The sequence below is a fragment of the Cupriavidus sp. F041 genome (genome assembly GCF_057814235.1).
Window position 1 is genome coordinate 2,325,194 of record NZ_JBVASY010000002.1, and the last position, 13,326, is coordinate 2,338,519.

Here is a 13,326-nt window from a genome sequence, read left to right on the forward strand (position 1 = left end):
CACCACGGGATGGCTATCGCCGTACCCGGAGAGCGCTTCGGCCGGCCGCGCGGCTTACGGTTCGCGGCACTCAGTCGCGATGCCAATGAACATGCAGCGTCTCGTCGGCATCGGGATAGTCGATCTCCAGCTTGCCCCGATAGGCATGATGCACAGCCGAGCCGATGTCGCGTGCCAGGTGAAAGCCAGTGGTCGTGATCGTGACGCGATCGTCCTGCGCCTGCGTCGCCATGATGCGCTCCATCGGATGGCTCTCTCGCATCAGGGCCTCCCGATGCCGCACGAGCGCAAGAATGTCGTCCCGGTGCTCCGCCTGGAACGCCCCCTCCAGCGCCACCTGCGCCGCCGGCACGCGGTCGGCGATACGATGGCAGGCCGGGCACACCAGCGCCTTGGCACCGGGCGGCACGGCCCGCCATTGCCAGCGTCCTTTCAGGAAGACCGCATGGCAAGCGGGACAGGACGCGACGGCAGGAGCCTGCGCCGGCTGCTTGTAGGCATCATGGATGATATCCTCGGGAAGCCGGTCCCAACGGGCCGGCCTGACCTGGCTGGAACGCGCACGTACTTTCATGTCTGCCTCCTGAATCGAATCGGGCAACGCCGGGTGGCGCGGTGCCCCCCGGCCTGTCGGCTGTATTGCCGACTCACCGTGCGGACGCACCTTGGTGCGTTCGAACGCGGGAAAGCCCGGCGAGGCTCATCGCCTGCCGCTGGGCACCCCGAACATGTGCTCCTGCTTGCGCTGGCATGGCGTGCAGCGCTTCGCAGTGGGGTACGCTTGCAGGCGCGGAAAGGGAATAGGCTCGCCGCAGTCCAGGCACGCGCCGTAGCGCAGCTTGCCGATGCGGGCCCGCGCCGCCGCGATGTCGGCCAGTTCCATGCGGTAGTGCTCGGTCATGGCATCGTCCATGCGCTCCCCGGCGGCCTGCCCGGCAAGTTCGGCATTGCCGCCCGGCTCCCCTCCGGCGGACACCGTGCGGGTAACGGCCACCGCATCCATCTGGCCGCGGATCCTTTGCTCGATGCCGTCCAGCAAGGCAACCAGGCTGGAGAGTTGCTCTTTGGTCAATTCGGACATGGTGCACTCCCTGTGCGCGTCGAAGCGGGTCCACTCAATGATGCAATGACGTCGGGCACGCAGCTTGCGCCAGATCAAATGTCGTGATGCGGATCTTGTCGCCCCCGGCCGCATTGCGAATAGCGTCGGGGGCGGCGGGTACCCTGGTGTCGGCCCTGGGCTTAGGCGGCCGCCACCATTCGGATCCTGCCGCGCAGCCCGCGCAAAGGATGGCCGCAAGGCAAACCGCCAAGCCACGCAAACGCGCGGCTCCGCTGCCCAAGCCTTCATCGGAACGTTTCATCCTCATTGCCGCTCTCCCGTCGCCAGCGCACGGGCCGCCGGCGTGAAAACGAACCCCTGTTCCGCTTCAATATAGGCGGGTGGCTGCCGCTCAACTTGATCCGCGTCAAGCTAGCTTCCGGTGGCGCGCATAGCATGGGAGCATGACCTGTCCAAAGTACAAACAGGGAGACAGCCACCCAGGGAGAGCCCAGCATGGATTCGGCGGTACTCACGCAAGCGCTGATGTGCCCCGCGGCCTATCCGCACCCGGTAGATAGAGTCAGCCTCATCGAGACGCACATTTCGCAAGTCTTCCTGGCCGGCGCCTTTGCTTACAAGGTGCGCAAGCCGGTGCACCTCGACTTCGTCGATTTCTCCACGCTTGCCGCGCGTAAAGTGGATTGCGAGGCCGAACTGGAATTGAATCGCAGGATGGCGGCGGCGCTCTATCTCGGGCTGGTACCGATTGTGGCGGGGCCAGGCCAGCGCGATGTCCGCGTGGAAGGTACGGGCGAAGCGCTGGAGTATGCAGTAAAAATGCGCCGCTTCCGGCAGCGAGACCTGTTCTCCGCCATGGCGGAGACGAATCGTTTGACCGGACTCCATGTAGAAACGCTGGCCCGACGGCTTGCAGCGATCCACCTGGCTGCGCCCGTGGCCGGTGACGGCACCGTGCACGGCACACCGGCGCGGATCGAGGCGGTGATGGAACAGGTCTTGGCCGGCGTCTCCGCCCTCGCCTCCGGCACCGCCGCGGCAGCGCGCGTGGCGGCGCTGCTGCGCGAGCGGGCCGCGGCGCTGCGGCCCGTCTTTGCCAAACGGCTGGCAAGCGGTCATGTGAGGGAGTGCCATGGCGATCTGCACCTTGGCAATATCTCCATGATCGATGGCGCGCCCTCGCCTTTCGACTGCCTTGAGTTCGACGCCGGGCTGCGCTGGATCGACATGATCAGCGATGCCGCCTTTCTCTTCATGGATCTGCTGCATGCCGGCAGGCAAGACCTTGCCTATTGCCTGATCAATACCTACCTGGAGTGCAGCGGCGATTATGCCGGCCTGGCCGTGCTGCCGTTCTACACGGCCCTGCGCGCCGTGGTGCGCGCGCGCGTGCTGCTTGAGCGGGCGCACCAGCGCAGCGCGGCGGGAACCGGCACCGCCGAAGAAATGGCGGCGACGCAGGTGCGCTGCAACGATCTGCTTGCGCTGGCCTCTGGCGCCCTGACACGCCGGCCGGGCGCGATCATCATCATGCATGGCCTCTCCGGCAGCGGCAAAAGCAGCGTTGCCCAGCAACTGACACTGGCCGCGGCAATGGTCCGCGTGCGCTCCGACGTGGAGCGCAAGCGTCTGCCGCGTGGCAACCACGCCCTGCCTCACGATCATTACTCGCCCGGCAATACCGCCCGCGTTTACCGGCGGCTGCTGGCAATCTGCCGGCTTGGCAGCGGCGCGGGTTTCCCGATGATCGCCGACGCGACGTTCCTATCACGCGAGCAGCGGCTACGCTTCGCGTCGCTGGCCGCGCGCCGGGGCGTGCATTTTTCCATCGTCGATTGCAATGCCGACCTGGCGACCCTGCGCGAACGCATCGCCACGCGCGCGCGCCGGGGCGGCGACCCGTCCGACGCGGACCTTCAGGTGCTGGAGTGGCAACGGCGCGCGCAAGAGCCATTGGGCAGCGACGAATGGGGCCATGTGGTGCGAGTTGCCGACGCCGGGTCAAGCCGCTGAGGCAGACCAAGCTGCGCAATCGGTGCGGGGCCAAGCCCGAAACGCTCGCCGAAGCGATGTCGCTGAACGAGGGCCAGGTGGCATTGCCCGCGCAGAACGCAGGCTTACCCGTCAGCGCCGTAACGCGGTAAACGCAGTCAGCGAGGGCGTCAAGGCAACAACGCAGTGGCGCGCCGGCGCGGCATTGCCGGTCCTGGTGAGACGGCGGTTCAGGCTTCTTTCGGCGAAAGCCACGCAGGCCGCTGCGCGGTGCCGGTACGTCCGTTCGCGGCTTCCACCTGGTCCGCGAAGGCGCGCAGGTCCTGCAGTGCCGCCCCGCTGGCCACCTCGCTCTGGCGCAGCGCCAGTACCGGCGACGGCGGCGCCGAGGCCAGGCGGGAAACTTCCTCCGCCGCCCTGAAGGCGCCTTGCCGCGCCATCACGCAGATTATCGAAGTCTCGCAGAGCAGCGGCAGGTGGTCGCGCAGGAAACTGCGCATGGGAGCGGCCACGTGGCCGACCCAGATAGGTGCGACGATGACAAGCCGCTGGCACTCGTCCAGCGCCGGGCCGGCGTAGCGGTAACTCACGTGCCGGTGCAGCAGGATATCGAACACGCAGCGCGCATCGCCCAGCAAGCCGGAGCGGCCGGTCTGGTCGCTGACCTCCGCGAGCGGCCAGCCCGAGTACGCCGCCAGTTCTTCCGCGGCCTGCCGGGCCGTTCCTGTGCGCGAGTAATAGACGATCAGGACGTTTTCCATCAATGGCTCCTCAACTCTGGATCCGGGTAATCCGCGTGCCGACCAGCGACAGGTTGATCATGATGCCGCCGTTGGTGAGCACAAAGCCGGCGATGTCGCCCCGCACGGTATGACTATCCACGCTGGCTCCGATACCCAGGCTCAGGATCGACACCGATCCGTCCACGCCCACCGCCCAGCCCTGGCTGGCACGAAAGCGCTCGAGCGCGTACTCCGTGAGGAATACCAGCACGACTGCCTTGGATCCCATGCCCGCCTGCGCCCCCAGCGAGGCGCCGACGAGCCGGTAGTAGGCCTTGTCCCCGCCCGCACCGCGCATCATGCCGTCGCCCTGCTCCACGCCCGCCACCGCGCCGCCGGCGAGTATATGAGGAAAGACCAGCACGCCGCTGGCCTTGCCCACCAAAACCTGCGCGCCGGGATTGCGCGCGTACAGACGCACCAGCACGGCTTCGCAGCGCGTATCGAGCTCGTCAGCGTCCAGCACGTGCTTGTCGGGAGCGGCCGGCACGCCTGCTGCGCAGTACAACACGGCCGCCCCGGCGATCGCCTGGCATGCCAGGCGCCGCCGCCTGCCGCCTGCCGGCAGCCGGCAACGCAGGTCTCATGGCCCAACCTTCATCTGGTCCACCACCTGGGTCACCCCCGGCGCGGACCATGCCGTCTCGCGGGCCGCGCGGATCTCGGCCCAGTTGCGCAGCGTTCCGGACAGCGTGACCGTGCCTCCGGCGACGCTGATGCGCAGGCGCGCGGCATCGGAGATTGCCTGACGCGAGAGCGCATTGGTAATACGCTGGGCAAGATCGTCCGGGATGATCGTCGGACGCACGCTGATGCCGTTGGCAATGCTGGCCACTCCGCGCACCTGCCGCACCATGTCGGTGGCAGCCGCGCGCTGGTACCCGTGGTCCACCTCGCCCGTCAGCGTGACGGCGCCATGCTCTACCGTCACCTGGATCGCGTCGGCGGGCACGGCGGCGTTCCACAGTAGCGCGTTCTCGATCCCACGCGCGATATCGGCATCCGGCCGCTGATCTTCGGGCGACAGGCGCACCTCGAGCGCGACAACCAGTGCGCCCACGCCGGATACGCGCCGCACCGCTTCTTCCACCGCATGCTTCGCGGCGAAGCTATCGAGCTGGCCGCTCAAGGTCACCACGCCGTCACTGACCTGGACGCCGATGCCCTCGGCACGGATTTCCGGATCCCACTCCAGTTCCTCGCAGACGTCTTGCTTGAGCTGCGTATCGCTCTTCATCGCGCTCCCCTGTCCGTTCGTGAACCGCGCCGGCGCCTAATGTGACATCAGGACCGGCACCGTCATGGTGTCCAGCAAGGTCCGGGTGACGCCGCCCAGCACCAGCTCGCGCAGGCGGCCGCGGCCGTACGCGCCCATCACCACCAGATCAGCGCCAGAATCCGCCGCGCGGGAGAGCAACAGCTCGCCGATCGCCAGGTCCGAGCCTGCCTGGCAGTACTCAATATCGGCACGGACCCCGTGGTTCGCCAGCGCGGCCACGGCGTGGCCCGGCAGACTCGCATCGGCGCGCGCGCCGGCGCCTTGCGCGCAAAGCACCTTGGCCTCCCCGCCGGCGATCAGCGGCATGGCGTCGTGCAAGGCACGTGTGGCTTCGCGTCCACCGTTCCACGCCACCATGGCACGCGCGCCCGGCACAGCGAACTTGCCGGCGAATGGAACGACAAGGACCGGCCTGCCGCCGTCGAGGACGATGGTCTCCAGAAACTGGGTCGCGACAAAGCTGTCCGGGTCGGCCGGATCGTATTGCCCCGCGACGACAAGATCGGCCTCGCGCACTTCGCGCAGCGCCGTCACGAGGGGATCGCCTTCCACCGCGCGCCATTCGGTCTCCACGCCCAGGTCGTGCGTTGCCGCCTGAAAGCGTTGGCGCACGTCATTGCGCGAGTCGTCACGCCGCTGACGGTCTTCATCGATATAGCCAGGGGCGCCCTCCATCAGGGAGTACCAGGCGACATCCGGCATAAAGCCGGCAAACAGCCCGATCAGCCGGGCATGGCGGGCCACGGCGAGGCGGGCAGCGATTTCAAGCCGGTCCATCGCGCGTGGACTGGTGTCCAGGTGGACCATGATGCTGGTGTATTCCATGACATTCCTGCGCAGTTGGTGAACCTGCAACCAGTCTAGGAAGCGCCTGGAGGCGGCCATTGATTCAGGTCAAGCCAGCTACCACGCTTATGCCCCTACCCTCCGTTACGCCGGCCTTGCGCCGGCGTTCTCCGCGGCCGGGGGCGCATGCACCAGCAGTACCGGCTGGCGGCATTGCCGGACCAGCCCCTCCGCCACGCTGCCCATCAGCAGGCGCCGCATGCCGCGTCGCCCGTGCGTGCCCACCACGATCAACTCGGCACGCGTTTGTTGCGCCGCCTGCTCGATCGCGCTGGCGACGTCGCCCAGCGCCAGCGGCTCGTCCACGATCAGCGTCTTGCATGCCACCTGCTGCGCAGCGGCCTTGGCCTTGGCCTCGTCCAGCAGAGACTGCCCGCCTTCGAGCAGGCTGGTGCGCAGGTCTGTCAGGTCGACATAGCCGACCTCGTACCTGAGGTAGCTGTTATCGATGACATGCACCACGGTGACTTCCGAGCCCATCGCGGCGGCCAGGTGGAGAGCCTCCGCCAGCGCCCGGTCGGCCGATTCGCTGCCATCCACGGCAACCAGGATCTTGCTGTACATCATCTACCTCCCGCACCCGCGGCGAGCCCGCTTTAGACAATTCCAGTCTGGGCGTCAGCGCGAAGTCCATGTTGATTTGGATCATGGCTTGCGCAGCTTTCCGGCAGCACCGCCTTGCGTGCCCCCTTGCGTGCCCCCTTGACGTGGATCAGGCGCCGGCGGCCGGCATGGCCTAGCATGGAATCCGGGCGCCTCATGGTGCGGCCGCGGAGGATGGCAATATGCAGGATTCAATGCGCGCGATGATCTTCGACGGCGCCGGACCGGTTCTGCGCCTGGCACGTGTGCCGGTACCGCGTCCGGGCCCTGGCGAGGTCCGTATCGCCGTAAGCACCTGTGGCGTGTGCCGCACCGACCTGCACATTCTCGACGGCGAACTCGCGCACCCCAAAAACGCGCTGATTCCCGGACACGAGATCGTCGGCAGGATCGAGTCCTGCGGCGAAGGCGTGAGCGGCCTCGCCCCTGGCGACCGTGTCGGCGTGCCCTGGCTCGGGCAGACCTGCGGGCACTGCGGCTTCTGCGCGGCGCAGCGCGAAAACCTGTGCGACACGCCCCAGTTCACCGGCTATACGCGCGACGGCGGCTATGCCGAGTACGTCGTGGCAGACAGCCGCTATTGCTTCTCCATCCCGGAACGCTACGACGACGTGCATGCAGCGCCCCTGCTGTGCGCGGGCCTGATCGGCTACCGCACGCTGCGCATGGCCGGAGACGCGCGGCGTATCGGCATCTACGGCTTCGGCGCGGCGGCCCACCTGGTGACGCAGATCGCAGTGGCGCAGCAGCGCGAAGTCTTCGCCTTCACGCGGCCCGGCGACGACGCCGCCTGCCAGCTCGCCCGCGACACCGGAGCCTGCTGGACGGGTCCCAGCGACCAGCCCGCGCCACGGCCGCTCGATGCCGCGCTGATTTTCGCGCCGGTCGGCGCGCTGGTGCCGATGGCGCTGCAGGCCGTCGCCAAGGGTGGCACGGTGGTTTGCGGCGGCATCCACATGAGCGACATCCCTGGCTTTCCGTATCGCCTGCTATGGGAGGAGCGGTCGATCGTGTCGGTGGCCAACCTCACGCGCGGAGACGGCCTCGAATTGATGGGGATCGCACAGGCCACGCCGCTGCGCACCACCACCACCGTCTATCCGCTGGAGCAGGCGGGTGCCGCGCTGGACGACCTGCGCGCGGGCCGCCTGGCCGGCGCGGCGGTATTGCGCGTCGCCCAGGCTGCTTGACGTACGTCAATACGCCAACTGTGCCGCGCCTTATGCTGCTGGTGGACGCGGCGCCCATGCGCGCCCGCCTTGCGACATCCAGCCCGGAGGCACCGATCATGTACCAGAAAATTCTGCTCGCGGTGGACGGCAGCCGTTCTTCGGAACTTGCCCTGAGCCAGGCCATCACGGTCGCCAAGGCGACCGGCAGCGAGGTAAAGGTGCTCTTCGTGGCGGACGACAGCGATATCCTCTTCTCCGTTGGCAGCTACGATCCCGACAAGGTGATGGAAGGCATCCTTGCCGTGGGGCGCGACGCGCTGGCGGCCGCCGCCACGCGCCTGGCGGAAGCCGGCGTCCCGCATACGACCAAAGTCCTCGAGACTCCCGTTTCCCCCGGGCAGGTCTCCGCTACCATCGTGGAGGAAGCCGATCGCTGGGATGCGGACCTGATCGTGGTCGGCACGCACGGCCGACGCGGCTTCCGGCGCCTGGTCATGGGCAGCGTGGCTGAAGGCGTGGTGCACAAGAGCAACAAGCCGGTGCTGATGGTCCGCAGCGAGATCCCGGAGTGAATCCGCAACGGGGACCGCGGGCTCCATGCCGGCGGCACCTGTCCGCCGTATGGACGATATGGATGGCTGGAATACAGGAACCGATCCTTTGACAAGCACGCCACAGTGACAAGCGCTCCACAGCTAAGGGGCCGACCGCGCCCGACGTTTCCCCGACCGGCCATGCACGGGTTGATGCGTAGCACTTCCTTTTTCCGCCGCAACGGCGCGGCCGTGCGCGGAATCGTGGCCGGCTTGCTGGGCGCGTGGGCCTTGAGCTGCCATGCGGGCACGCTGGCCGCGGACGCCACGCTCTGGTTCTCGCAGGGCCGCCCCTCCACCGAAGCACGGCAGGCGGCCGACATCCTCGCCGCCGCCGCGGCCGACGGGCTGGAACCCCGCGACTATGACGCCGGGGACCTGCGCCGCGCGCTTGGCCAGGCGGCGGACGGACCGCCGCTGGCGCCTGAAGCCTTGAACTTGCTTGACAACAGGCTGACGGCGGCGATGGAACAATATCTCGCCGACCTGCACGGCGGCCGGGTCGATCCCCGCAAAATCCACGAGAATTTTGCCGCGGCGCCGGACGGCCAGTTCAATCCGTCGGCCTACCTGCGCGCAGCCGTCGCCGGGCACGATCTGCCCGAGGCAGTCCTGCGGGCGGCGCCGGCGTTCCCGCTCTATGGCACCCTGCGCGGGGCGCTTGCCCGCTATCGCGCGCTGGCTGGCCATGCGGCCTGGCAGGCACCGCTGCCGCCGCTGCCGGACAGGAAGCTGGTGAGCGGCCAGGCCTACGCCGGCGTGCCGGCGCTGACGCAGCGCCTGATCGCCCTCGGCGACCTGCCCGTGGGCACGCCGGCCCCGGAACGCTACGAAGGCACGATAGTGGATGGCGTCAAGGCGTTCCAGGCCCGCCACGGGCTGGACGCGGACGGCGAGATCGGCGCGGGAACTTTTGCCCAGCTGAATGCGCCGGTCGCCGGCCGGGTACGGCAGATCGAGCTGACACTGGAGCGCCTGCGCTGGACGCCCTTACTGGAGGGCCCGCGCATGATCGTGGTCAACGTGCCGGAGTTCGTGTTGCGTGCCTACGAGGTCCACGACGCCCATGTCCAGGTCAAGGCGGAAATGAGGGTCATCGTCGGCAAGGCGCTCGACACGCGGACACCGCTCTTCAAGGAGGACATGCGGTTTATCGAGTTCAGCCCATACTGGAACGTCCCGCCCTCCATTGCGCGCGCGGAAACCGTGCCAAGGCTGCGCCGCGACCCCGGCTATTTCGAGCGGCAAGGCTTCGAGTTCGTCGGTGGCGACGGCAAGGCGGTGACCACGCTGTCGGCGGCCAGCCTGGACGCCGTCCAGCGCGGGCAACTGCGCATCCGGCAGCGGCCGGGACCGATGAATGCGCTTGGCGACATCAAGTTCATCTTCCCCAACAACGACAATATCTACCTGCATCACACGCCCGCGCCCAGCCTGTTCACGCGCGGCCGGCGCGACCTGAGCCATGGCTGCATCCGTGTCGAGGAGCCGGTGGCGCTGGCCAGCTTTGTGCTGCAGGACACACCCGACTGGACCGAAGCGCGCATCCGCGAGGCCATGGAGCGGGGACAGTCCAGCACGCTGCGGCTGCAACAGCCGCTGCCGGTGGTGCTCGCGTACGGCACTGCCATCGTCAAGGCCGACGGGCGCGTCTATTTCTTCCCCGATATCTACGGGCTCGACAAGGTGCTGGACGAGGCACTGCGGCAACGGTCCGCCAGCCGGCGGACCGTTGCGTCGGCGCCAATGCGCCCACAATTGTCTTACTAGTCCCAGGGAAAAGCGTCCGATGACCAAACCGCCGAGCAAACCCCGCCGCCTGTTCCTGAGCCACACCGGCAAGCTGGCCCTGGCCGGCGCCGTGCTGCCGCTGGCGCCTTTGCCTGCCCTGGCGACGCTGCCGGACGCCCGCAGCCTCGCCTTCGACCACACCCACACCGGCGAGCGCATCGCCGTGGTCTACGCCGTAGGCGAACAGTTCGTGCCCGAGTCGCTGGCCGCGCTCAACCGGTTCCTGCGCGATCACTACTCCGGCGAGGTCGGCGTGATCGACCCGCAACTGTTCGCGCTGCTTTACCGCCTGAAACAAGCACTGTGCTGCGAGGCACCCTTCCAGGTCATCTCCGGCTATCGCAGTCCGGCCACCAACGCGCGCCTGCGCAAGACGCGCGGCGGCGGCGTGGCCAGCCATAGCCTGCATATGGACGGCAAGGCCATCGATATCCGCCTGCCCGGCGTGCCGCTGGCCGACCTGCGCGATGCCGCCCTGTCGCTGCGCGGCGGCGGCGTGGGCTTCTATCCGCAGGAGCAGTTCGTGCATGCGGACACGGGGCGCGTGCGCGACTGGTAATCAGGCGGCCACCCTCGCGCCCCCGTGGTGCACGGGGCCGGATATTGGGGGATTTAAAACAGGTAGCGAAGTGCGCGATGGCTTGCAGGATGACGGCGCTGGCAATCGCTCACCAGCGCCATCCGGACGACTGCCGCATCGGCCTGCCACCGTCGCTGGCAGCAGGCCCTGATGCAGCACACAGCCTACTTGGTCGCGGGCTCCACCGCGATGGCCACGGCCTCCGTATAGACCGCCTGCACCTGGTCGCCCTTCTTGATGTTCTTCAACTGGTCCGGATCCTCCACATTCAGGTTGACCTTTCCTTTCGGGCCCTGCAGCGTGACATGCTGCTTTTTCATGTCCACGGCGACGACGTTCGCAACGACCGTCACCTGCCGGCCTGCCGCCGCGCCCGGCTTCGCGCCCGCGGCGGTGCGGTCCCCGGCTTCGCGCTCGGTGCGTTCGGTAATCCCGTTCCCGCCCTTCTTCAGTTCCAGCGTCAGGGCCTGCTTGTACTCGGCGACGACCTTGTCGCCTACCTTGATCTGATCGAAGTTGCGCACTTCGTCCCCCACCGCGAGATCGAACACCCGGCCCTTGGGGCCCTTCAACGTGACAGTGCGGCTTGCCGCGTCGATCTTCATGACGGTAGCCGCCACTTTCGTTGTTTCGGAAAACGCGGCCTTTCCTGGCGCGGTCATCATCTCGCCCTTGGTTTCGGGCTGCGCAAACACCGGCTGCGCAAGCCCGGCCAGAGCGGCCGTCGTGGCCATGGTCAAAAGCAACTTTCGCTTCATTTTCTTCTCCTTGAATGACCCCAGGCTTGTGCCGTGCCTTTTGCCGCCAATGTGGGCGACAGGCACAGGCGATCCGTCACGGAGGGCATCAGGTAGGCTTATCACAACTCCCGGCCAACACTTTGCCCTGCCTCAACCATAGACGCAAAGCGCGCCGGGCGGGATGTTTGCGCGAGGCGCCCCGGTTTCTGCGCGCCCGATGGCGCGCGGCATGTCGGCACGCGCTACGCCTGCGGGCGCCTGCGCAACGCAGCAGTGACACGCTTCACAACGAACAGGCGCAGGTAGTCATGGATGCGCGCATCCGTACTTAAATCCCGCAGCGCCTCAAGATACACTTGCCGCACGGCCTCCAGAGGGGCGTCCAGTTCCTCCGCGATGCGCTGAATCCATTCTTCGTCGCTGTGGGTATGCATCGGTTACGTCTCTCTCGCGAGGCCGCAGTACCTGGCGCCCGGATGCGGATGGGCATCGGTGAAAGGCCATGCCCGCCAGCGGACAGGAATCCCAGCGCTTCTGCATTGAGTGTCGGCGAGCCCGGCAGGCGAGCGTTGATCCATGTCAACCGCGCCCGTCTCTTCGAAGGGGGCGCCTATGGTTTGCGCCTTTTGCAGAATAGCCCTTGGGGGCCTTTATCGCGCATGGCTTCCTGAATCCTGTGGCACCAGGAATTAGAACCCCTCTTCAGAAATGTGTCGTCGCCGCCACTGACTTGCGCTAGATCAAGTCACGGCGCCGACGCGACGGATAGCATTTCACCCACACCGTCGCCCCACGGTTCAAGGCTTGTCTTCATCGTCCTCCCTCTCACTTCTCCTGACGCCCTGAAACCCTGGAGCCCTTTGGCGGCATTCCCTTATTCAGCGCACAGGTAGCCGATGAGAATAAAACCAGGCTGGGGTATCGCGGCACTGTTCCTTGCCGCCGTCACTGGCACCGCACTGTGGTGGTTCGCCGGCCAACGCGATCCATGGCCGGCCTATGTCGTCCACAGCAACGGGCGCATGGAAATCGGCCGGCTCGACGTGGCCGTGAAGTATGGCGGCCGCGTGATCGACCTGCCGGTGCGCGAGGGCGAGGCCCTCTCCGCCGGTGCCGTGGTGGCCCGCCAGGACGACGCCGAACTGCTGGCCCAGCTGGACCTCGCCACCGCCGCACGGGAGCGCGCCGTGCAGGCCGCATCGCGCGCGCAGGCCGAAATCGATGCCCGTGCGAGCCGCCAGCGCCTTGCACGGCTGGAGCTGACCGAAGCCGTCAAGCTGTACCAGGACCGCCAGATCTCATCCGTCGAACGGGATCGCCGGCAGCTTGGCCTGGATGGTGAAAGCGCGAGCGTGACCGGCGCGCGGGCCGCGCTTGGCGAAGCCCGGGCGGCGGTCGTGGAAGCCGACGCGCAGATCGCCCGCCTGAAAATCCTGCGGGACGAAGCCACCATCCGCGCGCCCGTGGCCGGCCGCGTGGAGTATCGCGTGATCGAGGTCGGCACGGTGCTGCCGGCGGGCGGCCGCGTGGTGTCCCTGCTCAACCTGGCCGACATGTACTTCACCGTGTTCCTACCGGCCGGCGCGGCCGGCAAGCTGGCCATCGGCGACGAGGCCCGCATCGTGCTGGACGCCATGCAGGACGAACCCATCCCGGCCCGTATCAGCTTCGTGGCCAGCGAGGCGCAGTTCACGCCCAAGTATGTCGAGACCGATGCCGAGCGGGCCAAGCTGATGTATCGCGTCAAGCTGCAACTGACGCCGGAAGTGGCGCAGCGCTACGCGGCAAAGCTGAAGGCCGGCATGACGGGCGATGGCTTCGTGCGCCTGGATGCCACCCAGCCCTGGCCAGCCGGGCTGACGCTGCGCCAGCAGCCGGCCTGACG

15 protein-coding genes are annotated in these 13,326 nt (G+C 67.6%); 6 read left to right on the forward strand and 9 right to left on the reverse strand.

What is annotated here, in order from left to right; all coding sequences use genetic code 11:
* Window positions 1–70: 70 nt before the first annotated feature.
* Together ACZY0R_RS28045 and ACZY0R_RS28050 are read right to left on the reverse strand one after the other, a co-directional pair.
* Window positions 71–574 (reverse strand): BCAM0308 family protein, encoded by a 504-nt coding sequence (locus ACZY0R_RS28045; protein ID WP_488862981.1) that lies wholly within the window; start codon window positions 572–574, stop codon window positions 71–73.
* A gap of 126 nt (window positions 575–700) precedes the next feature.
* Window positions 701–1,081, reverse strand: a complete 381-nt coding sequence (locus ACZY0R_RS28050; RefSeq protein WP_488862983.1) for a TraR/DksA family transcriptional regulator — start codon at window positions 1,079–1,081, stop codon at window positions 701–703.
* A gap of 477 nt (window positions 1,082–1,558) precedes the next feature.
* On the opposite strand from ACZY0R_RS28050, the gene ACZY0R_RS28055 reads away from it, so the two are divergent.
* Window positions 1,559–3,076 carry a bifunctional aminoglycoside phosphotransferase/ATP-binding protein gene (locus ACZY0R_RS28055; RefSeq protein WP_488862985.1) on the forward strand — a complete coding sequence of 506 codons (1,518 nt, stop codon included), beginning with the start codon at window positions 1,559–1,561 and terminating at the stop codon, window positions 3,074–3,076.
* A gap of 209 nt (window positions 3,077–3,285) precedes the next feature.
* On the opposite strand, the gene ACZY0R_RS28060 is transcribed toward ACZY0R_RS28055, so the two are convergent.
* The 5 genes from ACZY0R_RS28060 to ACZY0R_RS28080 form a co-directional block, all read right to left on the reverse strand.
* The gene (locus tag ACZY0R_RS28060; protein WP_488862987.1) at window positions 3,286–3,816 is read right to left on the reverse strand and encodes a flavodoxin family protein; all 531 of its coding nucleotides are present in this window, start codon (window positions 3,814–3,816) and stop codon (window positions 3,286–3,288) included.
* Between the two features lie 10 nt (window positions 3,817–3,826).
* On the reverse strand, window positions 3,827–4,327 hold the full coding sequence (locus ACZY0R_RS28065; RefSeq protein ID WP_488862989.1) for a lipid-binding SYLF domain-containing protein: 501 nt from the start codon (window positions 4,325–4,327) through the stop codon (window positions 3,827–3,829).
* A gap of 93 nt (window positions 4,328–4,420) precedes the next feature.
* Window positions 4,421–5,074: a BON domain-containing protein gene (locus ACZY0R_RS28070; protein ID WP_488862991.1), complete on the reverse strand. Its 654-nt coding sequence runs from the start codon at window positions 5,072–5,074 to the stop codon at window positions 4,421–4,423.
* A 36-nt stretch (window positions 5,075–5,110) separates the two neighbouring features.
* On the reverse strand, window positions 5,111–5,941 hold the full coding sequence (locus tag ACZY0R_RS28075) for a universal stress protein (RefSeq protein ID WP_488862993.1): 831 nt from the start codon (window positions 5,939–5,941) through the stop codon (window positions 5,111–5,113).
* Window positions 5,942–6,046: 105 nt separating this feature from the next.
* Complete coding sequence (locus ACZY0R_RS28080; RefSeq protein WP_488866231.1) at window positions 6,047–6,526, reverse strand: universal stress protein; 480 nt, start codon at window positions 6,524–6,526, stop codon at window positions 6,047–6,049.
* 221 nt (window positions 6,527–6,747) lie between these two features.
* Between ACZY0R_RS28080 and ACZY0R_RS28085 the strand changes: the two genes are divergently transcribed.
* The 4 genes from ACZY0R_RS28085 to mepK all read left to right on the forward strand — a co-directional run bounded on the left by ACZY0R_RS28085 (window position 6,748) and on the right by mepK (window position 10,680).
* Window positions 6,748–7,755 (forward strand): zinc-dependent alcohol dehydrogenase family protein, encoded by a 1,008-nt coding sequence (locus tag ACZY0R_RS28085; protein WP_488862995.1) that lies wholly within the window; start codon window positions 6,748–6,750, stop codon window positions 7,753–7,755.
* A 98-nt stretch (window positions 7,756–7,853) separates the two neighbouring features.
* Entirely contained in the window at window positions 7,854–8,309 is a 456-nt protein-coding gene (locus ACZY0R_RS28090; protein WP_488862997.1) for a universal stress protein, read from the forward strand.
* A gap of 174 nt (window positions 8,310–8,483) precedes the next feature.
* On the forward strand, window positions 8,484–10,100 hold the full coding sequence (locus ACZY0R_RS28095) for a L,D-transpeptidase family protein (protein WP_488862999.1): 1,617 nt from the start codon (window positions 8,484–8,486) through the stop codon (window positions 10,098–10,100).
* A gap of 19 nt (window positions 10,101–10,119) precedes the next feature.
* Entirely contained in the window at window positions 10,120–10,680 is a 561-nt protein-coding gene (gene mepK, locus ACZY0R_RS28100; RefSeq protein WP_488863001.1) for a peptidoglycan L,D-endopeptidase MepK, read from the forward strand.
* 185 nt (window positions 10,681–10,865) lie between these two features.
* On the opposite strand, the gene ACZY0R_RS28105 is transcribed toward mepK, so the two are convergent.
* On the reverse strand, window positions 10,866–11,459 hold the full coding sequence (locus ACZY0R_RS28105; protein WP_488863003.1) for a hypothetical protein: 594 nt from the start codon (window positions 11,457–11,459) through the stop codon (window positions 10,866–10,868).
* 224 nt (window positions 11,460–11,683) lie between these two features.
* Entirely contained in the window at window positions 11,684–11,875 is a 192-nt protein-coding gene (locus tag ACZY0R_RS28110; RefSeq protein WP_045237101.1) for a DUF3562 domain-containing protein, read from the reverse strand.
* Window positions 11,876–12,337: 462 nt separating this feature from the next.
* Between ACZY0R_RS28110 and ACZY0R_RS28115 the strand changes: the two genes are divergently transcribed.
* On the forward strand, window positions 12,338–13,324 hold the full coding sequence (locus ACZY0R_RS28115) for an HlyD family secretion protein (protein ID WP_488863005.1): 987 nt from the start codon (window positions 12,338–12,340) through the stop codon (window positions 13,322–13,324).
* Window positions 13,325–13,326: the final 2 nt, after the last annotated feature.